This is a genomic window from Kribbella sancticallisti, assembly GCF_039530625.1.
GTDB classification, from domain to species: domain Bacteria; phylum Actinomycetota; class Actinomycetes; order Propionibacteriales; family Kribbellaceae; genus Kribbella; species Kribbella sancticallisti.
In genome coordinates this window covers 190,736-210,960 of the sequence record NZ_BAAAOS010000064.1, presented here as the reverse complement: position 1 = coordinate 210,960, position 20,225 = coordinate 190,736, and the positions used below count along the sequence as shown (strand labels likewise).

Annotated in this window: 17 protein-coding genes; 11 read left to right on the top strand and 6 right to left on the bottom strand. The window is 68.1% G+C overall.

Translation table 11 applies throughout. The annotated features are described in order from the left end of the window. Window positions 1–84: 84 nt before the first annotated feature. Window positions 85–660, bottom strand: a complete 576-nt coding sequence (locus ABD255_RS40595; protein ID WP_344222253.1) for a sigma-70 family RNA polymerase sigma factor — start codon at window positions 658–660, stop codon at window positions 85–87. A gap of 181 nt (window positions 661–841) precedes the next feature. On the opposite strand from ABD255_RS40595, the gene ABD255_RS40590 reads away from it, so the two are divergent. Further along, a complete protein-coding gene (locus ABD255_RS40590) occupies window positions 842–2,350 on the top strand; it encodes a beta-propeller fold lactonase family protein (RefSeq protein ID WP_344222169.1) in 1,509 nt (502 codons plus the stop codon). Window positions 2,351–2,467: 117 nt separating this feature from the next. Here the strand turns inward: ABD255_RS40590 and ABD255_RS40585 are convergent, their stop codons facing one another. Continuing rightward, entirely contained in the window at window positions 2,468–2,806 is a 339-nt protein-coding gene (locus ABD255_RS40585) for a hypothetical protein (RefSeq protein ID WP_344222168.1), read from the bottom strand. A gap of 257 nt (window positions 2,807–3,063) precedes the next feature. Then, window positions 3,064–3,645, bottom strand: a complete 582-nt coding sequence (locus ABD255_RS40580) for a sigma-70 family RNA polymerase sigma factor (protein ID WP_344222167.1) — start codon at window positions 3,643–3,645, stop codon at window positions 3,064–3,066. A 213-nt stretch (window positions 3,646–3,858) separates the two neighbouring features. On the opposite strand from ABD255_RS40580, the gene ABD255_RS40575 reads away from it, so the two are divergent. Further along, window positions 3,859–4,683: an NADPH-dependent oxidoreductase gene (locus ABD255_RS40575; RefSeq protein ID WP_344222166.1), complete on the top strand. Its 825-nt coding sequence runs from the start codon at window positions 3,859–3,861 to the stop codon at window positions 4,681–4,683. Between the two features lie 60 nt (window positions 4,684–4,743). Here the strand turns inward: ABD255_RS40575 and ABD255_RS40570 are convergent, their stop codons facing one another. Beyond that, window positions 4,744–5,724 (bottom strand): NmrA/HSCARG family protein, encoded by a 981-nt coding sequence (locus tag ABD255_RS40570; RefSeq protein WP_344222165.1) that lies wholly within the window; start codon window positions 5,722–5,724, stop codon window positions 4,744–4,746. Between the two features lie 88 nt (window positions 5,725–5,812). On the opposite strand from ABD255_RS40570, the gene ABD255_RS40565 reads away from it, so the two are divergent. Further along, window positions 5,813–6,313, top strand: a complete 501-nt coding sequence (locus ABD255_RS40565) for a MarR family winged helix-turn-helix transcriptional regulator (RefSeq protein WP_344222164.1) — start codon at window positions 5,813–5,815, stop codon at window positions 6,311–6,313. 268 nt (window positions 6,314–6,581) lie between these two features. Then, the gene (locus ABD255_RS40560; RefSeq protein WP_344222163.1) at window positions 6,582–11,447 is read left to right on the top strand and encodes an NAD-glutamate dehydrogenase; all 4,866 of its coding nucleotides are present in this window, start codon (window positions 6,582–6,584) and stop codon (window positions 11,445–11,447) included. 6 nt (window positions 11,448–11,453) lie between these two features. Here the strand turns inward: ABD255_RS40560 and ABD255_RS40555 are convergent, their stop codons facing one another. Both ABD255_RS40555 and ABD255_RS40550 read right to left on the bottom strand, forming a co-directional pair. Next, complete coding sequence (locus ABD255_RS40555) at window positions 11,454–11,891, bottom strand: hypothetical protein (RefSeq protein WP_344222162.1); 438 nt, start codon at window positions 11,889–11,891, stop codon at window positions 11,454–11,456. A 10-nt stretch (window positions 11,892–11,901) separates the two neighbouring features. Continuing rightward, window positions 11,902–12,639 carry a GntR family transcriptional regulator gene (locus ABD255_RS40550; protein WP_344222161.1) on the bottom strand — a complete coding sequence of 246 codons (738 nt, stop codon included), beginning with the start codon at window positions 12,637–12,639 and terminating at the stop codon, window positions 11,902–11,904. 132 nt (window positions 12,640–12,771) lie between these two features. Between ABD255_RS40550 and ABD255_RS40545 the strand changes: the two genes are divergently transcribed. From ABD255_RS40545 to ABD255_RS40515, 7 genes are read left to right on the top strand one after another with little or no spacing between them, the layout of a single operon-like run. Then, complete coding sequence (locus ABD255_RS40545) at window positions 12,772–13,773, top strand: Gfo/Idh/MocA family protein (protein ID WP_344222160.1); 1,002 nt, start codon at window positions 12,772–12,774, stop codon at window positions 13,771–13,773. Next, window positions 13,770–14,651 carry a sugar phosphate isomerase/epimerase family protein gene (locus ABD255_RS40540; protein WP_344222158.1) on the top strand — a complete coding sequence of 294 codons (882 nt, stop codon included), beginning with the start codon at window positions 13,770–13,772 and terminating at the stop codon, window positions 14,649–14,651. Before ABD255_RS40545 ends, ABD255_RS40540 begins: the two co-directional genes overlap by 4 nt. Continuing rightward, window positions 14,651–15,592: a 5-dehydro-2-deoxygluconokinase gene (gene iolC / locus ABD255_RS40535; RefSeq protein ID WP_344222157.1), complete on the top strand. Its 942-nt coding sequence runs from the start codon at window positions 14,651–14,653 to the stop codon at window positions 15,590–15,592. The genes ABD255_RS40540 and iolC overlap by 1 nt, the downstream gene beginning before the upstream one ends. Further along, the gene (locus tag ABD255_RS40530) at window positions 15,589–16,518 is read left to right on the top strand and encodes a Cgl0159 family (beta/alpha)8-fold protein (RefSeq protein WP_344222156.1); all 930 of its coding nucleotides are present in this window, start codon (window positions 15,589–15,591) and stop codon (window positions 16,516–16,518) included. Before iolC ends, ABD255_RS40530 begins: the two co-directional genes overlap by 4 nt. Then, window positions 16,515–17,423, top strand: coding sequence for a 5-deoxy-glucuronate isomerase (gene iolB / locus ABD255_RS40525; RefSeq protein WP_344222155.1), 909 nt, complete (start codon window positions 16,515–16,517; stop codon window positions 17,421–17,423). The genes ABD255_RS40530 and iolB overlap by 4 nt, the downstream gene beginning before the upstream one ends. Beyond that, complete coding sequence (gene iolD / locus ABD255_RS40520; protein ID WP_344222154.1) at window positions 17,420–19,339, top strand: 3D-(3,5/4)-trihydroxycyclohexane-1,2-dione acylhydrolase (decyclizing); 1,920 nt, start codon at window positions 17,420–17,422, stop codon at window positions 19,337–19,339. Before iolB ends, iolD begins: the two co-directional genes overlap by 4 nt. Then, a complete protein-coding gene (locus tag ABD255_RS40515) occupies window positions 19,332–20,225 on the top strand; it encodes a TIM barrel protein (RefSeq protein ID WP_344222153.1) in 894 nt (297 codons plus the stop codon). The genes iolD and ABD255_RS40515 overlap by 8 nt, the downstream gene beginning before the upstream one ends.

Sequence of the window (20,225 nt, the reverse complement as noted above, 5' to 3'; positions counted from 1 at the left end):
GGTGCTGCGCGACGGCGTCCGGCAGCGGTCGAGCAAGCAGCAGATGCTCTGTGGAAACGGTCCGGGCCAGCTCGCATTCAGGGGTCATTGGGCCATCCATCCGTTCTGTTCGAGGATGATCCTCAACGCCCGCACGCCGTAGTACAGCCGGCTTCGCATCGTCGCGGCGGGGATTCCCTTCTCGTCGGCGAGGTCCGCGCAGGTACGGCCGAGGTAGTAGACCTCCACCACTGCTTCGCGATGTTCCGGCGTCAGCCGGCGAAGCGCTTCGCCCACCTGGATGTTGATCAGCAGATGGTCGATCGGATCCGACGGCTGATCGCTCGAGGCAACCCTCTCGGCATCGATGCCGCCGGCGCGAACCTTGCGTCGGCGGACCGCATCCACCACTCTGTTGCGTGCGATGGCGAACAGCCAGGTTCGCAACGAGGCGCGCGACGGATCGAACCTATCCGCCGACTGCCAGGCTCCGATGAACGTCTCTTGCAGTACTTCCTCGGCCAGTTCGCGATCATCCAGCGCGTTGACCGCGAAACCCAGCAACTCCCCACCGTATCGCCCGTACGCCGCCTCTACGCCGCGCTCTGTCCGCAGCGTCTCCACCGGGTCGAAACCGGTCCCGTCGGACTCGGGATCTTGCTGTGCGCCATCACCGATCACCAAGTCCTCACACCAGCCTTCCGTTCGGGGTGCTGCCGAGGAGGTCTACGCGCCACCCGGCCGAAACGTTCAACCCGAGGTCGTTCGTCGTTTCGCCAATCCCCGCCGGGCGCCCTTCAACGTTCTGACTGGGGGCCGCGTATCTCCTTGCGTATCCGCAGAAACACTTCGAAGGAGTCTTGTGTCTGTTCATCGCACTTTCGGGGTACTGGCTGCCGGGCTTGCACTCGGAGCCGGCGCGCTCGTCCCCGCGGTCATCGGTGAGATCCCGGTGGCCGACGCGGCATCGCCAACTGTTGTCGCCGCCGGCAACAAACCGATTCCGATCACCCGTCAGGACCGCCTCTACGTTGCGGACCAGACATCGAACACGGTCACGGTGATCGACCCGTCCACGAACCGGACCCTGGGCTCGATCCCGCTCGGCACTCAGCGGGTGGGGGCGGTATTCAGCCCTCAGTACCTCGAATCCGTCGGCGTCCACGGCCTGGCCTTCTCCGGCGAGACCCACCGCCTCGCGGTGGTGAGCGTGACCAGTAACACAGTCGACATCGTCGACACGACAACCAACAAGGTGGCGACCAGGACCGACGTCGGGCGCGCATCGCACGAGGGCAGTTTCACCAAGGACGGAAAGCAGTTCTGGGTCGCGGCCCGCGCCCGCGACACCCTCACGATCGTCGATGCGGTGCGCGGTGGAGTGATCGCCAATCTTCCCGTCGGCCAAGGTCCATCGAAGGTCGTGATGAGCCCAGACGGAAAGCTGGCCTACGTAAACCACATCACCATGCCGCAGATCACCGTGATCGATGTCGCGAGCCGCCGAATCGTCGACCGGATCACCGGACTCGCAGACGCCTTCTCTTCCGACGAGGCGATCTCGCCGGACGGCACCGAACTGTGGGCGTCGCACAAGAGGGCGGGCAAGATCAGCGTCGTCGATCTCGTCCACCGCAGAGTCGCCCAGGTCCTGACCACCGGCCCTGACACCAACCACCCTCAGTTCGCCGACACTCCGGCAGGCAAGTACGTCTACCTGTCCGTCGGAGGACTTGACCACACGTTGGTCTACCGGCGCGACAACGGCACCAGCAGGCTGGTGAAACGCGTGCAGAACACCGGCCACGCACCTCACGGCGTCGCGGCGAGTGGGGACGGCAGCCGGATCTACGTCGGTCTCGAGAAGTCCGACCGAATCGACGTGATCGATACGGCCACCATGAAGATCATCAAGACCATTCCGAGCGGCCAGGAACCACAAGCTGTCGTTTACGCACCAAGCGCTGCCCCGTCCGGTCAGGCTCCCAACCTGACTCGCCAAGGCCTCGGGCAGCAGGCACGATCTGTTGCCACGACTTTGCCCGACGGGAGGGCCGGGCAGCGCCTGGACCCGGTCAAGGGACGAGCGCTGGAAGGCACCGTTCGCCCGGTCGCCGGGGTTGACATGATTCAGCTGCAAGCCCGAGGTCTCACACCGAACACCACCTATCAGGCCTACTCCGTCGGCCGAAACGGCCAACGAAGTGCATTGGTCACCTTCAACACCGATGCCAACGGCAACGCACCGATGGTGCTGGCTTTCAGTAGTTTCACCGGCCGATCCATCGCCCTCGCATCGCGTGGCACCGCGCCGGCCAATGCGACGCCGGTCAACCTGGCCTATTGCGACTGCGGCTGTGGGTGCTGCTGAGGCCAGCCCGTTCCCTCGGTGCTGACGGCTTCTGCGCAGAGACCCACGCCGGGTGGAACGCGGACAACCAGTTCTTCCAAGGCTGCGTCGTGTCCGGGGACCGCCGCACGCGAAGTGTCAGCCGTGGTACGGCACCGCGAGTACGGCGATGACCTCGCCGGGCCGGCTCTCCACCAGCAACGAGGTGATGACGTGGCGGCGCTGAGCGCTGACGAGACGAGCTCGCACCGGCCGCCGTTCGGCCACCTCGATGCTGCCTGCGGCCACCCGGTGGCCATCGGCGTCGGCAGTCATCAGTCGGTACGGGCGTCCGGGCACCAATCCCGACACCGACACCTCGATCTCGGTTCCCCAGGGCTGCTCGACCATCGGTCCCAGCTTCTTGATCGCAACAGCCTCCTTCTGGTTCTCGACCGAGAGCAGCGCGCCGGGAACCGTCAACAGGGCGAGGACCATCGTGACGCCTACCAGGGCCCGTCTGACCGATCGCGTACGGCGGTGAACCGCCGGCCGGTCTGATCGCTGCCGTGCAGCCAGAGCCGGTTCGGGGGAGCCGGCCATTCGCAGAGTCTCCACCGTCCGCCGGATCTGGATCGCCTCGTCCTGACAGAACAAGCATCGGTCGAGGTGAGCGCCGATCCTGCGAGGCAGGGGCTGCGACCTCATCAAGAGCTCGGTCAGGATCGGCAGTACCGTCTGACATCGCGGGTTCATCAGGCCAGCCATCCGTTCTCCTCGAGAATCGATCGCAGGGCTCGGACGGCGTAGAAGAGGCGACTTCGCATGGTGCCGGCCGGGACGCCGAGCTCCGCGGCGAGGTCGGCGCAGGTGCGACCCAGGTAGTGGACCTCCACGATGACGTGGCGGTGTTCGGGGCTGAGCCGGTCCAGAGCCTCCCTGACCTGGATTGTGAGCAAGAGACGCTCGATCGGATCTGATCGGGACCGCTCGGCGAGCGCCTCGCCGCTGGACGTCTCTCCCAGATTCCGGCGATGCCGGCGGCGCAAGGCGTCCACGATCCCGTTGCGCGCGATCGAGAAGAGCCAGGTCCGCACCGACGACCGGGCAGGATCGAAGGTGCCGGCCGACCTCCAGGCCCGGGTGAACGTGTCCTGGACCAGGTCCTCGGCCAGGTGCCGATCGGACAGAGCCCGGATCGCGAAGCCGAGCAGTTCGGGGCGATACCGGCGGTAGGCAGCCTCCACACCCGGCTCGGTGTTCAACGCGACCGGCGGCTCTGGGCCATTGTTCGCCGCGCAGACTGCTGGTGGCCGTTCCCCGCTCGCGCTGCTCACCTGGCACCCATCCTGACTCGACGTGTTCGTCGCTCTCGCAGGGTCTACGCACGGCCGGGTCCAAACGTTCACCGCAATGACCGGTTCGTCCGTGCGACGAGCGCCACATCGCGAGGTCTCAACGACTGGGTGAGCAGCGACGTATGCCTCTGAGATCCCGAGGAACCGCTTACTCCTCACTGCACCCAGCCCTCAACGAAGGAGCGAACCCAGATGACGCTTTCGCCCGGCACCTCCTATCAGCTTCGGTACGGGAGCGAGGCGGCCGACCAGCCGCTGGCGGTGTGGAACGAGGTGCTGGCGCACCAGTTGGCTCACCGGTCGGTGAGGAGCTACCGGTCGGACCCAGTCTCCGACGAGACGCTGACGGCGTTGATCGCCGCGGCGCAGTCGGCGCCGACGTCGGGAAATCTTCAGCTGTGGAGCGTCGTCGCCGTACGAGATCAGGCACGCCGTACGCGGCTGGCCGAGCTCGCGGGCGCACAGGACTTCGTCGGTCAGGCCCCACTGCTGCTCGTCTGGCTGGCCGATCTGGCGCGGGCGCGGCAGGTGACCGAGCGGATCGGCCAGGCGACCTCGGAGGGCGCGGACTTCGTCGAGGCCGCGTTGCTCGGCTTCGTGGACGTCGCGCTCGCGGCGCAGAACGCGGCGCTGGCGGCCGAGTCGCTCGGGCTCGGCACGGTATTCATCGGCGCGATCCGCAACCGGCCGCTCGAGGTCGCGGCGGAGCTCGACCTGCCGCCGAACGTGTTCCCGGTCTTCGGGCTGACCGTCGGCCATCCCGACCGGTACGACGAGACCACGGTCAAGCCGAGGCTGCCGCAGCAGGCAGTTGTGCACCACGAGCAGTACGCGCTGGAACCGCAGGCGGCCCACGTCGACGCCTACGAGAAATTGCTCAACCGGTACTACGCCGCCGCCGGCCTGCCTCCGAGCTGGGCCCACCGAGTGGCGGCTCGCTTCGGTACTGTCGCCGGTCTCAACGGCCGCGAGCACCTGCGGGAGGCGCTCCGGCTCCGGGGTTTCCAGCTCCGGTGAGGCAGGCCGCCTACCGGACCGGCCCGCCGGGCCGAGCCGCCACTTCCAGACCTATGAGCGTCAGTTGACTGTTGCCTTGAGCTCGTTCTCGTGCTCGGCCACCCAGTCGTCGAAGGACTTGAGTTCCGGGTTCAGTGCGCGGACCAGGTTGAGATCGCGGTCGCCAGTGAAGCGGGCGGAGTCCTCGGCGTAGTACTGGAACATGTTGGCCATCTCCACCGCGCCCGGGAAGCCGAGGCCACGGAACTGGTCCCAGGTCAGGGGCTGGTAGGTGACCTCCTCGCCGAGTGCCTCGCTCAGGGCGGCCGCGTACTGGTCGCCGGTCAGGTGGTCGCCAGCAATGCTGACCGTCTTGCCGACGAAGTCGTCGCCGCGCTTGAAGACGCCGAGCGCGGTCTTGCCGATGTCCTCGGACGCGATGCCGGACAACGGCTGGTCGGCCATCGGCATGGTCAGTACGAGCTTGCCGCTGGCGTCGCGGACCGGCCCGACGCCCTGCGCCATCGAGTCGTAGTAGAAGGTGGTCTGCAGGAACGTGGTCGGTACGCCGTACTTCTCGAACAGGTCGTTGGCCTCGCCCTTGGCGTCGAAGTGCGGCACCTTGTACTTGCCGTCGTCCAGGCTCGGCACCCGGTCGTCGTCGCCGAAGTGGTGGCGGGTGTCCTCCAGCGTCGACCAGATCAGGTGCTGGACACCGGCGTCCTTGGCCGCCCTGGCCGCGTTCTCCGCCTGCTCGTACTCCATCTGCGCCCGCGTCCGCGCCGCCTCTTCCTCCGGCGTTCGCTCGGCCCAGTAGTTCGTCACCACGAAGGCGCCGTAGGCACCCTCGAACGCCTTCCGTACGCTCGCCTCGTCGTCGAGGTCGGCCTCGACCACCTCGGCGCCGGCGGCCGCGAGAGCCTTTGCCTTCTCCGACTGCGCGCCGCGGGTCAGTGCCCGGACGGCGAACCGCTGCGCGGGGTCGGCCAGGATCGCCTGGACAAGCCCGCCGCCCTGCGAACCGGTGGCTCCGACCACGGCGATGAGCTTCTTGTCTGTCATCGAAATCTCCTTCGGAATTTTTGGGTTGATCTGTCAACCTGGACCGAGCATAGCTCGCTGGGTTGATGTGTCAACCCGGCAGGGTAGGATGCGTTCTGTGGCGAACGAACCGTGGCTCGACGACGACGAGCAGAAGGCGTGGCGCAGCTATCTGCTGATGCGCAGGACGCTGGAGACGCACCTGGCCCGGCACCTGCAGCGGGAGTTCGGCCTCTCGGAGTCCGACTTCGAGATCCTGGTTAATCTGTCCGAGTCCGAGACCGGCCGGATGCGCGCCTACCAGCTGGGCCGGGCGACCCAGTGGGAGAAGAGCCGGATGTCGCACCACCTGACCCGGATGGAGAAACGCGGCCTGATCCGCAAGGAGGCCTGTGACGCCCGCTACCCGGAGATCGTGCTGACCGAGCAGGGGCTGGCGGCGATCAAGGCCTGTGCACCGGTGCACGCCGGCCGGGTCCGCTCGTTCTTCGTCGACGTTCTCGGCAAGGAGCGGCTGCTGGCACTCGGCGAGTCGGCCAACGAGGTGATCGCCACGATCGAGAAGCACCAGCGCACGGACTGCCCACCGGAGATCAGCGGCTGCGGCTGAGCCCTGGGCGACGCCCGGCGGTGCTGCGGGGGCGCGAGATCACCCGCGGTGAGGTGACGAACGCGCGGCGCGCGGTACTGGCGTGTGCGGCTCTCGCACTACGCCTCGCCAGTGGTGTTGAAGGTGATTCGTAAGGCACCGGAAAGGAGCGTCCCGACATCACACCAGTGACCGAAGTGGACTAATGTCTGAGGAGGGCGCACAACGGCGTGCGACCCGGCGCAGCGTCAGTCGCAGGCGTCATTGTCACGCGTGGAGACGGTGGGGAATGCAGAGCAAGCTGGACGTCCTGAAGGCGGATGTTCTCGCGAAGGCGGTGGCCGCCGGAGCACACGGCCACGACAAGTCGGTCGATCCCGGGAAGCTCAAAACCTTCCTGGAGCGGTACTACCGCTACGTGGCCGCCGAGGACGTTGCCGAGCGGCAGCCGACGGACTGTCTGGGGGCGGCCAAGCACCACTACAAGTCCGCGCTGAGCCGTCCGCAGGGCACCGCGAAGGTGCAGGTTTTCACCCCGACGGTCGAGGAGCACGGCTGGTCGGCGAACGGCCGGACGGTGGTGGAGATCGTCGTGGACGACATGCCGTTCCTGGTCGACAGCGCCGCGATGGTGATCACCGACCACAACCTCGAGTTGCAGTTGCTCGTGCACCCGCAGTTCGTCGTCCGGCGGGACATGAGCGGCACCCTGCAGGAGGTGCTCGACGACGCGGTGTCTACGGACGAGCACGACCTGGTCCGGGAGAGCTGGATGCATCTCGAGGTCGAGCGCATCGCCGACCCGGCCGAGCACCGGCAGTTGGAGCAGTCGCTGCAGCGGGTGCTCGGTGACGTACGCGGAGCGGTCGAGGACTGGCCGAAGATGCACGAGAAGGCTGTGACGATCGCAGCCGAGCTGGACTCTGCCGAACTGCCGGTGAGCGAGGGGGAGGTCGAGGAGGCCCGGGAGCTGCTGGAGTGGCTCGCCGACGAGCACTTCACCTTCCTCGGCTACCGCGAGTACAGCTTCACCATGGACGGCGACCAGGGCATCCTGCGTGGCATCCCCGGCACCGGCCTGGGCATCCTGCGCCCGGACCCGAAGCTGGACAAGAACGCCGGACTGCTGCCGCCCGAGGTGAGTGCCAAGGCCCGGGAGAAGAAGCTGCTGATCCTGACCAAGGCGAACTCCCGCTCCACGGTGCACCGCTCGTCGTACCTGGACTACGTCGGCATCAAGCAGTTCGACGAGAACGGTGAGCCGGTCTCGGAGCGCAGGTTCATCGGCCTGCTGTCCTCCACGGCCTACACCGAGAGCGTCATGCAGGTCCCGGTACTGCGCCGCAAGGCGCTCGAGCTGTTCCGGCTGACCGGGTTCGACCCGAACAGCCACAGCGGCAAGGGCTTGCTCGACGTGCTGGAGACCTACCCGCGCGACGAGTTGCTGCAGGCGCCGGTGGAAGACCTGCTGCCGATCGTCCAGTCGGTTCTGCACCTGCAGGAGCGCCGCGCGGTCAAGCTGTTCATCCGCCGCGACGTGTACAACCGCTACCTGTCCTGCCTCGTCTACCTGCCCCGGGACCGCTACACGACCGCGGTCCGGCTGAAGATGCAGCAGATCCTCAAGGACGCGATCGGCGCCGAGTCGGTGGACTACGCCGCCTACGTGACCGAGTCCGTACTGGCCCGGGTGCACTTCGTGGTCCGGATGAAGCAGGGCCAGACCGTCGGCGAGTTCGACGGGGAGATCGTCGAGCAGAAGGTGGTCGAAGCCACCCGCGCCTGGCAGGACGACTTCATCGCGGCGCTGCACGCCCAGGGCGGCGACGGTGCCGTCACCCGGCTGAGCAGCCAGTACGCGGGGGCCTTCCCGGAGGCGTACAAGGAGGACTTCGACGCCCGGATCGCCGTGAAGGACGTGACGATCCTGGACAGCCTCCCCGTCGAGGACGGCCTGGCCATGTCGCTCTACAGCCCCATCGACGAGGAGTGGGAGGGCGAGCGCCGCTTCAAGGTCTACCGAACCGGTACTGCGCTGTCGCTGTCTCAGGTGCTGCCCCTGCTGACGCACATGGGCGTCGAGGTGATCGACGAGCGGCCGTACGAGATCCGCCGGCCCACCGGTACGGCGTACGTCTACGACTTCGGGCTGCGGGTGCCCAGCGACTACGAGGAGCGCGAGGAACTGCGCGGGCTCTTCTCCGAGACCTTCCACGCCGTGTGGCAAGGCAAGGCCGAGTCCGACAAGCTCAACGCGCTGGTACTGCGCGGAAGCCTCAGCTGGCGGCAGGTGTCCATCCTGCGCGCCTACCAGCGCTACATCCGGCAGGGCGGCACCCCGTTCAGCCAGGACTACATCGAGAACACGTTCCTCAACCACGTCGACGTGGCCCGGCTGCTGGTGCAGCTGTTCGAGACGAGCTTCGACCCGGCCGGTGGTGCCGCCGACGACCCGGACCGGCAGATCGCGGTCGCCCAGTTGGAGAAGGAGATCGTCGCCGCGCTGGACACGGTGAAGAGCCTGGACGAGGACCGGATCCTGCGGTCGTACCTGACCGTGATGAAGGCGACGCTGCGGACGAACTACTTCCAGCCGGGTGCCGACGGCGAGGCCCGGCCGTACATCTCGTTCAAGCTGGAGCCGAAGGCCATTCCGGAGCTGCCGCAGCCGCGTCCGGCGTACGAGATCTTCGTGTACTCGCCGCGGGTCGAGGGTGTGCACCTGCGCTTCGGCGCGGTCGCGCGCGGTGGCCTGCGCTGGTCGGACCGGCGGGAGGACTTCCGGACCGAGGTACTGGGCCTGGTGAAGGCGCAGATGGTGAAGAACTCGGTGATCGTGCCGGTGGGGGCGAAGGGCGGCTTCTACGCCAAGCAACTGCCCGACCCGGTGGCCGACCGGGACGCCTGGCTGGCGGAGGGGGTCGCGTCGTACAAGACGTTCATTTCCGGGCTGCTGGACATCACCGACAACATCGTTGCCGGCGACATCGTTCCGCCGCGCCAGGTGGTCCGGTACGACGGCGACGACGCGTACCTGGTGGTTGCCGCCGACAAGGGCACGGCGACGTTCTCGGACATCGCGAACGGCGTGGCGAAGGAGTACGGGTTCTGGCTGGGTGACGCGTTCGCCTCGGGTGGTTCGGTCGGCTACGACCACAAGGCGATGGGCATCACCGCGCGCGGCGCCTGGGAGTCGGTCAAGCGGCACTTCCGCGAGATGAACCACGACTGCCAGAGCCAGGACTTCACCGTGGTCGGCGTCGGCGACATGTCGGGTGACGTGTTCGGCAACGGGATGCTGCTGTCGGAGCACATCCGGCTGGTGGCGGCGTTCGACCACCGGCACATCTTCCTCGATCCCACGCCGGACGCCGCGACGTCGTACGCCGAGCGGCGGCGGTTGTTCGAGCTGCCGCGGTCGTCCTGGGCGGACTACGACACCGGCCTGATCTCGGCGGGTGGCGGGGTGTATCCGCGCACGGACAAGGCGATCCCGATCTCCGCGGAGGTCCGGGAGGCGCTGAGCCTGGAAGGCCACCCGGCGACGCTGACGCCGGCCGAGCTGATGCAGGCGATCGTGAAGGCGAAGGTCGACCTGTTCTGGAACGGCGGCATCGGCACCTACGTGAAGTCGTCGGCCGAGACGCACGCGGACGTCGGCGACAAGGCCAACGACGCGATCCGGATCAACGGCCACGACCTGCGCGCCCGGGCCGTCGGCGAGGGCGGCAACCTCGGCTTCACCCAGCTGGGCCGGATCGAGTACGCGATGAACGGCGGCCGGATCAACACCGACTTCATCGACAACGTGGCCGGCGTGGACACCTCCGACCACGAGGTGAACATCAAGATCCTGCTGGACAAGGTGGTCGCCGACGGTGACCTGACCGAGAAGCAGCGCAACGACGTGATCGCGTCGATGACCGGCGAAGTGGCCGAGTTGGTGCTGAAGAGCAACTACCGGCAGAACATCGGCCTGGCGAACGCGACCGCGCAGGCGGCGGCGCTGATGCACGTCCACCAGGACTGGGTCCGGCGGCTGGAGAAGCAGGGTTTGCTGGACCGGGACCTGGAGTTCCTGCCGAGCATCGCCGAGTTCAAGCGGCGCAAGGCGGAGGGGCGCGGGCTCACGTCGCCGGAGCTGTCGGTGCTGATCGCCTACACCAAGATCGTGCTCGAGGCGGAACTGCTGAAGACGTCGCTGCCCGATGACGAGTACCTGGCCGCGAAGCTGGTGTCGTACTTCCCGAAGGCGATCCAGGACCGGTTCGCCGAGCCGATGAAGTCGCACCAGCTGCGCCGGGAAATCATCACCACCCAGGTGGTGAACGAGTTCATCAACTCCTCCGGGATCACGGCGTTCCACCGGCTGTCACTGGAGACCGGCGGCACGGTGGAGGACGTCGTCCGGGCGAACCTAGCGGCGTCGCGGATCTTCGCGCAGCCGGAGCTGCTGGCGAGCAACGCCGAGCTCGACAACGTCGTCGACGCAGCGACGCAGACGAGCATGCGGCTGGAGACGCGGACCCTGGTCGAGCGGGCCACCCGCTGGCTGGTGTCGAACCGGCGCCCGCCGGTGGACATCGCCGACCTGATCGAGTTCTTCGCCCCCGGCATCGCCAAGCTCACCGCCGCGCTTCCCGACGTACTGCGGGGCCGCGAGCTGGCGTTGTTCGAGCATCGGCGCGAGGCGCTGGTCTCCAAGGGAGTCCCGGCCGACTTCGCCACCCGGATCGCGGTGCTGCCGCCGGCGTACGCGGCGCTCGGCATCATCGAGACGGCCGATCGCGACGATCTCGACGCGCTGGAGGTCGCCAAGGTCCACTTCGCGCTCGGCGAGCGGCTGCAGCTCGGCCGGTTCCTGGAGCGGATCATCGGCCTGCCCCGGATGGACCGCTGGCAGACGATGGCCCGCGCGGCGCTGCGGGACGATCTGCACGCCGTTCACGCGCGGCTCACCGCGCAGGTCCTCGCCACCACCGACGCGTCCCTGGAACCCGAGGACCGGGTCATCGCCTGGCAGGACATGAACGAGGCAGCCCTGGCGCGGGCCGCCAGCATGATGGAGGAGATCGTCGAGACCGAAGGTCCCGAACTGGCTCATCTGTCAGTGGGCCTGCGGTTGGTCCGCACCCTGATGGGCAACCAGGCCTGACGTTTGCTAGAGCGAGGGCGGCCCGTCGTCGGGTCGTCCTCGCTTCCAGCTCCTGAGCCGCCGGATCGCGGCGGGAGTCGCTCCACCGAACTGGACCCAGAGCTGGGTCCGCAACGCGAAGAACGAGAAGGACCTCCGGCCGGCCAGCTCGCACAGGGCCTCGGTCATGAACCACGGCAAGGCCCCGGTCAGTGCCACCGGAACGCCGTACGCGGGTTCGGGCATGTCGATCGGGTTCCAGCCGGCGAAGGCGATCGTCAACGGCAGGCCGACGATCGACAGCAGATAGGCCGCGGCGAAGAACGCCTCTTCGCCCTCCTTGAACTCGTACGGGGCCGCATGCCTGGCCTCGGCCTTCTCCGGCAACGGGAACCACTCCAGACCACGGAGCCGGACCTTCACCTTCGCTCGTCTCGGCTCGTCCGGTTCCTCGTCCTCGGTCACCGGACGGCGGTCATCGTTCGCTGACGATGACATCTACCGAGTACTGGTCGGCGCGGTAGCAGTGGTCGCCGAACTCGACGGGTGAGCCGTCGGCGTCGTAGGCGGACCGCGTCATGGTGACGAGCGGCTCGGCCTTGGACATGTGCAGGGTGCGGCGCTCCTCCGCGGTGGCGTTGCGGGCGCCGATGCGCTGGCGGGCGACCGTCGGACGGACACCGCGAGCCCGGAGTACGGCGTACAGGCCGTCGGTCTCGAGTTGTTCGGCGGTCAGGTCGTCCATTGCCGGGGGCAACCAGTTGCGCAGGATCGCGAGCGGGGCGTCGCCGGCGTAGCGGAGCCGGACGATCGAGACCAGCGGGGTGCCGAGGGGGAGTCCGAGGGCCTCGGCGGCGCGGTCGTCCTGGGCGGAGCAGACCAGCGAGAGCACGTCGGTGCGCGGGGTCCGGCCTTCGCGGATCAGGTCGTCGTACAGGCTGGTCAGTTCGGCGCGGCGGTGCACCATCTGGTTGGCGACGGTGGTGCCGATGCCGCGGCGGCGGACCAGCAGACCCTTGTTCACCAACTCCGAGATCGCGCGCCGCACGGTCGGGCGGGACAGGCTGAGCCGGTCCGACATCGCCAGTTCGTTCTCGAACGGGTCACCGGGGCGCAGCGTGCCGTCACTGATGGCAGCGGTCAGTTGCTCGGCGAGCTGGTGGTAGAGCGGCACCGGGCTCGTCCGATCGATCTGGATCGGCAGGGCGGCCATGGGCGACAGGTTACATGAAGGACGTTTGTATGTCCCTACGTGAAAATGTGCTAACAAAGTATTGACACCCTTGCGCGGGCGGGCAAAGCTAGCGGGGTCCCGCACAAACACGCCTTGACGAGAGGGCACAGGATGCGCATCGGGTTGGTCGGAGTCGGGCGGATCGGGGCGTTCCACGCCGCGACCCTGAAGAATCTGCCGGCGGTCAAGCAAGTGGTGGTCACCGACGTCGACGCGAGCCGGGCGGAGTTGGTCGCCAAGGACCTCGGCCTCGAGTTCGCCGCGGACGTCGACCAGTTGCTGCGCAGCGACCTGGACGGCTTCGTCATCACCGCCGCGACCTCGGCTCACGCGGACCTGATCGCCGCCGGGGTGGCAGCCGGTGTCCCCACCTTCTGCGAGAAGCCGGTCGCCCCCGACCTGGCCGACACCCAGCGGGTCGTCTCGCTGGTCGAGGCCTCGGACGTGCCCGTGCACATCGGCTTCCAGCGGCGTTTCGACGTCGGGTACCGGGCCGCCCGCGAGCAGGTGCGCAGCGGCGCGCTCGGCTTCATCCACCACATCCGCGCGAACACGAACGACGCGTTCCCGCCACCGGCCGGTTACATCCCGACCAGCGGCGGCTTCTTCCGGGACTGCACCGTGCACGACTTCGACATCATCCGGTTCGTCACCGGCCGCGAGGTGGTCAGCGTCTACGCCACCGGCGCGAACCGGGGCGAGTCCTTCTTCGGCGAGTACGGCGACGTCGACGCGGCCGCCGCGCTGCTCACCCTCGACGACAACACCTTCGTCTCGGTCAGCGGCACCCGGTACAACGCTGCCGGCCACGACGTCCGGATGGAGGTGCTCGGTTCGCTCGGGTCGGTGGCGATCGGGCTGGACGAGCACACCGCGCTGACCTCGGTCGAGCCCGGCGTCACCTTCCCCGGCGGTGACCCCCACGCCACCTTCATGGACCGGTTCCAGCCGGCCTACGTCGCTGAACTGACCGCCTTCACCGAGGTGGTCGCCGGCACCCGCGAGGTGCCCTGCACGGTCCGGGACGCGCTGCAGGCCTTCCGGATCGCCGATGCCTGTGAGTTGTCCCGTCACGAGAACCGCGTTGTGTCCTTGGAGGAGATCGGCCGATGAGTGACCTTGCTAGCCGGATCGCCGGAGCCCCGATCTCCTGGGGTGTCTGCGAGGTGCCCGGCTGGGGCTGGCAGTACGACCCGGAGACGGTGCTGGCGCAGATGCGTGATGTGGGCATCGCCGCGACCGAGTTCGGGCCGGACGGGTTCCTGCCGGAGGACCCGGCCGAGAAGGCGAAGGCGCTCGCCGATCTGGGACTGCGTGCGGTCGGGGGATTCGTTCCCGTAGTACTGCATGATCCTTCGCACGATCCTGCCCCTGAGGTCGCGCGAGCACTGGAGGGGTTCGTCGCCGCCGGTGCGAGCACGCTGGTACTGGCCGCGGCGACCGGCCAGGACGGGTACGACGGCCGTCCGGTGCTCGACTCCGCAGGCTGGGCCACGTTGCTCGCCAACCTCGACAGCTTGGCCGGCCTCGCTGCCAAGCAGGGGGTCGTCGCGACGCTGCACCCGCACGTCGGCACGATGATCGAGAACGCCGAGGACGTCGACCGGGTACTGGAAGGCTCCACGATCGGCCTGACGCTCGACACCGGACACCTCCTGATCGGTGGGGTGGATCCGGTGGCGCTCGCGCTCAAGCACACCGACCGGATCAAGCACACGCACCTGAAGGACGTCGACGCGAGCTGGGCGGCCAAGGTCCAGTCCGGCGAGGTCAGCTACACCGACGCGGTCCGCGAGGGCATGTACCGCCCGCTCGGCGGCGGTGACATCGACCTCACCACGATCGTGTCCACGCTGGAGAAGTCCGGATACGACGGCTGGTACGTCCTCGAGCAGGACACGATGTTGCAAAGCCGCCCGTCGGACGAGGGACCACTGTCCGACGTACGGGCGAGCATCGCGCACCTGCGCCGGATCGCTGAGGCCGTCTGATGGCAGACGACGTACTCACCATCGGGCGGATCGGGGTCGACCTCTACCCGCTGCAGACCGGTACCGCGCTGGAGGACGTCGAGAGCTTCGGCAAGTTCCTCGGCGGCAGCGCCACCAACGTCGCCGTCGCGGCGGCCAGGCACGGCCGGAAGTCGGCGGTGATCAGCCGGACCGGCAACGACCCGTTCGGCACGTTCATCCACCGGAGCCTGCTCGAACTCGGCGTCGACGACCGGTTCGTCACCCCGGTCGAGGGGCTGCCGACGCCGATCACCTTCTGCGAGATCTTCCCGCCGGACAACTTCCCGCTGTACTTCTACCGGTTCCCGAAGGCGCCGGATCTGGTCATCAACCCGTCCGAGCTCGACCTGGACGCGATCAAGGACGCGAAGATCTACTGGTCGACCGTCACCGGTCTGTCGGCCGAGCCGAGCCGGACGGCGCACTTCACCGCCTGGCAGGCGCGGGAACGCAGGCCGATCACCGTGCTCGACCTCGACTACCGGCCGATGTTCTGGGCGGATCCGAGCGAGGCGCACGAGCAGGTCAGCCGGGCGCTCGAACACTGCACGGTTGCTGTCGGCAACCGTGAGGAGTGTGAGGTCGCGGTCGGCGAGACCGATCCGGACAAGGCCGCGCAGGCGTTGCTGGACCGCGGTCTCGATCTGGCCGTGGTCAAGCAGGGGCCGAAGGGGACGCTGGCCCGCACCCGCGACGAGCGGGTGGAGGTGCCGCCGTTCCCGGTCGAGGTGGTCAACGGTCTGGGCGCTGGCGACGGCTTCGGCGGCGCCCTGTGTCACGGGCTGCTGGCCGGCTGGCCGCTGGAGAAGGTGATCCGGTTCGCGAACACCGCCGGCGCGATCGTCGCCTCCCGGCTGGAGTGCTCGACCGCGATGCCGACCGAGGCCGAGGTCCTCGCGCTGCTGGGGGAGTCCGCATGACCGCGGCCGAGTCCCAACTGTCCACTCCTCAGCTGTCCGCTGCGGAGCGGGGCGTCAATCTGACCGAGATCCGGGTGCGGCATCCCGAGCGGATCGGGGAGGCGTGGCAGCAGCGGCGTCGGCGGGGGGTCGTCGGTGACGACGGCCGGCTGCTGATCGTCGCCGCCGACCACCCTGCCCGCGGGGCCCTGGGCGTCCGCGACGACCGGATGGCGATGGCGAGCCGCCCGGGCCTGATCGATCGACTCTGTACCGCGCTGTCGCGGCCGGGCGTCGACGGCGTGCTCGCGACTCCGGACGTGCTCGAAGACCTGCTGCTGCTCGGCGCGCTCGAAGGCAAGGTCGTCATCGGCTCGATGAACCGTGGCGGGCTGCAAGGTTCGGCGTTCGAGCTCGACGACCGGTTCACCGCCTACGGATCGGCGGAGGACATCGCCGCCCGCCGGCTGGACGGCGGCAAGATGCTGACCCGGATCTGCCTCGACGATCCCGGCACGGTGGCGACGCTGGAGAGCAGCGCGGAGGCGGTGACGGAACTCGCCGAGCGCAAACTGATGGCGATGGTCGAGCCGTTCTGGTCGGTCCGCCGCGACGGCCGGGTGACGAACCTGCTCGATCCCGACTCGGTGATCAAGTCCGTCCACATCGCCTCCGGCCTCGGCGCGACGAGCGCGTACACCTGGCTGAAGCTGCCGGTGGTGGACGACCTGGATCGGGTGATGGAGGCAACGACGCTGCCGACCTTGCTGCTCGGCGGCGATCCGACTGTCGCCCCGGAGGAAACCTATGCATCCTGGGGGAAGGCCTTGAGCCTGCCCTCGGTCCGCGGCCTGGTCGTGGGCCGGGCCCTGCTCTTCCCACCCGACGGCGACGTCTCCTCCGCGGTAGACCAAGCCGCCGCACTGGTTCACGGAGGTGCCGCATGACGCAGTGGTTCAGGCCGGCCGGCTCCACGGCCAGGGACGGCTTCGAGCTCGCCGTGAGCCCGGGCGAGAAGGACTGGAACCACACCGGCCTGTACGTCGCGACGTTGCGGCCCGGGCAGTCCGTCGAGATCGAGACGGGTGACTCGGAGTGGCTCGTGCTGCCGCTGTCCGGATCGGCCGAGGTGATCGTCGACGGCGAGACCGTGGCGCTGGGCGGACGCGCGGACGTCTTCGCCGGCCCGACCGACCTCGCCTACGTACCGCGCGGCAGCACGATGGCCGTGGTCAGCGCGGGGGGTGCCCGGATCGCCTTCCCCCACGCGCGGGCGGCGTCGGACTACCCGTTCCGGCGGATCGGCATCGAGCAGGTGGAGACCGAGTTGCGCGGTGCCGGTGTCGCCTCCCGGCAGGTGCGGAACTTCGGCACGCCCGCCGTGCTGGAGGCGGACTCGATCATCGCGTGCGAGGTCCTCACCCCGGCCGGGAACTGGTCGTCGTACCCGCCGCACAAGCACGACGAGCACAAGCCTGGCAAGGAGTCCGAGCTCGAGGAGATCTACTACTTCGAGCTACAGCTCTCCGACGATGCCCCTGAAGGTGTCAAAGGCAACGACCCGATCGGTTACCAGCGGGTCTACGGCACCGAGGACCGCCCCATCGAAGTACTGGCTGAAGTACGCAGTGGGGATCTGGTGCTGGTACCTCATGGGTGGCATGGTCCGGCGATGGCGCCTCCTGGCTATGACATGTACTACCTGAACGTGATGGCTGGTCCCGGCACCGAGCGGCAGTGGCTGATCAGTGACGACCCGCAGCACGGCTGGGTCCGGGAACTGTGGAACACCCAGCAGATCGACCCACGGCTGCCCTTCGGGGAGACGACTGATTCTGGAGGAGAGCGATGACGGTGCGCCTCACGGTCGCCCAGGCGCTGGTGCGGTTCCTGAGCGTCCAGTACTCCGAGCGCGACGCGGAGCGGCAGAAGCTGTTCGCCGGCTGCTTCGGCATCTTCGGGCACGGCAACGTGGCCGGCCTCGGCCAGGCTCTGTTGCAGGCCGAGCTCGAGGACCCGGAGGCGTTGCCATACATCCTCGCCCGCAACGAGCAGGCGATGGTGCACAGCGCCTCGGCGTTCGCCCGGACCCGCGACCGCCTGCAGACCTACGCCTGCACGGCGAGCATCGGTCCGGGCTCGACCAACATGATCACCGGCGCCGCCCTGGCCACGGTCAACCGGCTACCGGTTCTTCTCCTCCCTTCCGACGTCTTCGCCACCCGGGTCGCGACACCCGTGCTGCAGGAGTTGGAGAGCACGACCGGCGGCGACGTCTCGGTGAACGACGCGTTCCGCCCGGTCTCGAAGTACTTCGACCGCGTGTGGCGCCCCGAGCAATTGCCGTCGGCGTTGCTGAACGCCATGCGGGTGCTGACCGACCCAGTCGAGACGGGCGCGGTCACGATCGCGCTGCCGCAGGACGTCCAGGCCGAAGCCTTCGACTGGCCGGAGGAGCTCTTCGCCGAGCGCACCTGGTACGTCGCGCGGCCGTTGCCTGAAGCATCCATTGTCGACAAAGCGGTAGAGCTCCTCAGATCGTCGGAGCGCCCGCTGATCGTGGCCGGCGGCGGTGTGGCCTACTCGCAGGCGCAGCACGCGCTGCGCGAGTTCGCCGAGGCGACGGGCGTCCCGGTCGCGGAAAGCCAGGCAGGCAAGGGATCGCTGCGCTACGACCACCCGCAGTCGGTCGGCGCGATCGGGTCCACGGGGACGACCGCGGCGAACGCGCTGGCCCGCGAGGCCGACCTGGTGATCGGGATCGGGACACGCTTCGCCGACTTCACGACGGCGTCGCGGACGGCCTTCCAGAACCCGGACGTCAAGTTCGTGAACATCAACGTGGCGCGGTTCGACGGTGGTAAGCATGCTGGTCTCCCTCTGATCGCAGATGCCCGGGAAGCCCTTGTTTCCTTGCGGTCTGCGATCGGTGATTGGTCTGTACAGGAAACGTACAAGGAAAAGACCGCGGAACTGGCACGAGTTTGGGACGGCATCGTCGAGCAGGCGTACAACCCGCCTGCGGAGGTTGTGGACAACCTCGCCGAGGGCCTGCTGACCCAGGGCGAGGTGCTCGGTGCCGTCAACGAACTGTCGGAGCCGCGTGATGTGGTGGTGTGCGCGGCCGGTTCGATGCCGGGCGACCTGCACAAACTCTGGCGGACCCGCGACCCGAAGGGATACCACGTCGAATATGGCTACTCCTGCATGGGTTACGAGATCGCCGGCGGCCTGGGCGTCCGCCTCGGCGCGCCCGACCGGGACGTCTTCGTCATGGTCGGCGACGGGTCGTACCTGATGATGTCGAGCGAGCTGGTCACCGCGGTCCAGGAGAACGTCAAGATCATCGTCGTCCTGGTGCAGAACCACGGGTTCGCCTCGATCGGCGCCCTCTCCGAGTCCCTCGGCTCACAACGCTTCGGTACTGCGTACCGGCGGCGTGGCGGCGACGGGCGGCTCGACGGTGACTACCTGCCGGTGGACCTCGCGGCGAACGTGCGCAGCTTCGGCGTCGAGGTGATCGACGTGAACAGCCGGGCCGAGCTGGAGAAGGCGATCGGTACGGCGAAGGCGGCGGACGGCCCGATCGCGATCCACGTGACAACGGATCCGCTGATCGGCGCTCCGGACTCCGATTCCTGGTGGGACGTGCCCGTCAGCCAGGTGTCCGACCTGGAGTCGACGCAGACCGCCTCGGCGTCGTACGCGGAGTCCAAGAAGGCACAGAAGCCGTATCTCGCACCGGTCGAAGGAGGCTCCCATGGGTAGCGTCAAGGTTGGCAGCGCGCCGGACTCGTGGGGAGTCTGGTTCGCGGACGACGAGCAGCAGACTCCTTGGGAGAGATTCCTCGACGAGGTCGCGGGGGCTGGTTACACCCGGATCGAGCTCGGTCCGTACGGCTACCTCCCGACGGATCCCGCGCGGCTGAAGGAAGAGCTGGACAAGCGCGGCCTCGAGGTGACGGCCGGCACGATCTTCGAGCACCTGCACCGCCCGGACTCGTGGGACTCGACCTGGCAGGACGTCTCGGCCGCCGCTGAACTGGCCGCGGCGATGGGGGCCAGGCACCTGGTCGTGATCCCGTCGATGTGGCGTGGTTCGAACGGGGAGATCGTCGAGCCGCGGCTGGACCACGAGGGGCAAGCGCGGCACGGGAAGCAGGTGACCGAGCTCGGCCGGCGGATCGCGGCGGAGTACGGGTTGAAGACGCAGTTCCATCCGCACGCGGACGGGCACGTGGACAGCCAGGAGACGGTCGAGCGGTTCCTGGCCGAGACCGACGGGGACTATGTCAACCTCTGCCTCGACACGGGGCACATCAGCTACTGCGGCGGCGACAACCTGGAGCTGATCCAGAAGTATCCGGACCGGATCGGCTACGTGCACCTGAAGCAGGTCGACCCGAAGGTCCTGGCGGCGGTCGAAGCCGAGGGAGTGGGCTTCGACGAGGCGGTCAGGCGCGGGGTGATGTGCGAGCCGCCGCTGGGCGTGCCCGACCTGCCGCCGGTGCTCGACGCGCTGGCCGGCCTCGATGCCGACCTGTTCGCCATCGTGGAGCAGGACATGTATCCCTGCCCACCCGACGTCCCACTCCCGATCGCGGAGCGGACTCTGTCGTACCTCAAGAGCCACGGGGGTGGTGTATCCGTTTGA

Coding starts and splice junctions, on each gene's coding strand:
- ABD255_RS40570 (WP_344222165.1), bottom strand. CDS start 5,724: ATGACAGACAAGAAGCTCATCGCCGTGGTCGGAGCCACCGGTTCGCAG.
- ABD255_RS40550 (WP_344222161.1), bottom strand. CDS start 12,639: ATGGCCGCCCTGCCGATCCAGATCGATCGGACGAGCCCGGTGCCGCTC.
- ABD255_RS40515 (WP_344222153.1), top strand. CDS start 19,332: ATGGGTAGCGTCAAGGTTGGCAGCGCGCCGGACTCGTGGGGAGTCTGG.
- ABD255_RS40565 (WP_344222164.1), top strand. CDS start 5,813: ATGCGTTCTGTGGCGAACGAACCGTGGCTCGACGACGACGAGCAGAAG.
- ABD255_RS40545 (WP_344222160.1), top strand. CDS start 12,772: ATGCGCATCGGGTTGGTCGGAGTCGGGCGGATCGGGGCGTTCCACGCC.
- iolD (WP_344222154.1), top strand. CDS start 17,420: ATGACGGTGCGCCTCACGGTCGCCCAGGCGCTGGTGCGGTTCCTGAGC.
- ABD255_RS40540 (WP_344222158.1), top strand. CDS start 13,770: ATGAGTGACCTTGCTAGCCGGATCGCCGGAGCCCCGATCTCCTGGGGT.
- ABD255_RS40560 (WP_344222163.1), top strand. CDS start 6,582: ATGCAGAGCAAGCTGGACGTCCTGAAGGCGGATGTTCTCGCGAAGGCG.
- iolC (WP_344222157.1), top strand. CDS start 14,651: ATGGCAGACGACGTACTCACCATCGGGCGGATCGGGGTCGACCTCTAC.
- iolB (WP_344222155.1), top strand. CDS start 16,515: ATGACGCAGTGGTTCAGGCCGGCCGGCTCCACGGCCAGGGACGGCTTC.
- ABD255_RS40530 (WP_344222156.1), top strand. CDS start 15,589: ATGACCGCGGCCGAGTCCCAACTGTCCACTCCTCAGCTGTCCGCTGCG.
- ABD255_RS40585 (WP_344222168.1), bottom strand. CDS start 2,806: ATGGTCCTCGCCCTGTTGACGGTTCCCGGCGCGCTGCTCTCGGTCGAG.
- ABD255_RS40575 (WP_344222166.1), top strand. CDS start 3,859: ATGACGCTTTCGCCCGGCACCTCCTATCAGCTTCGGTACGGGAGCGAG.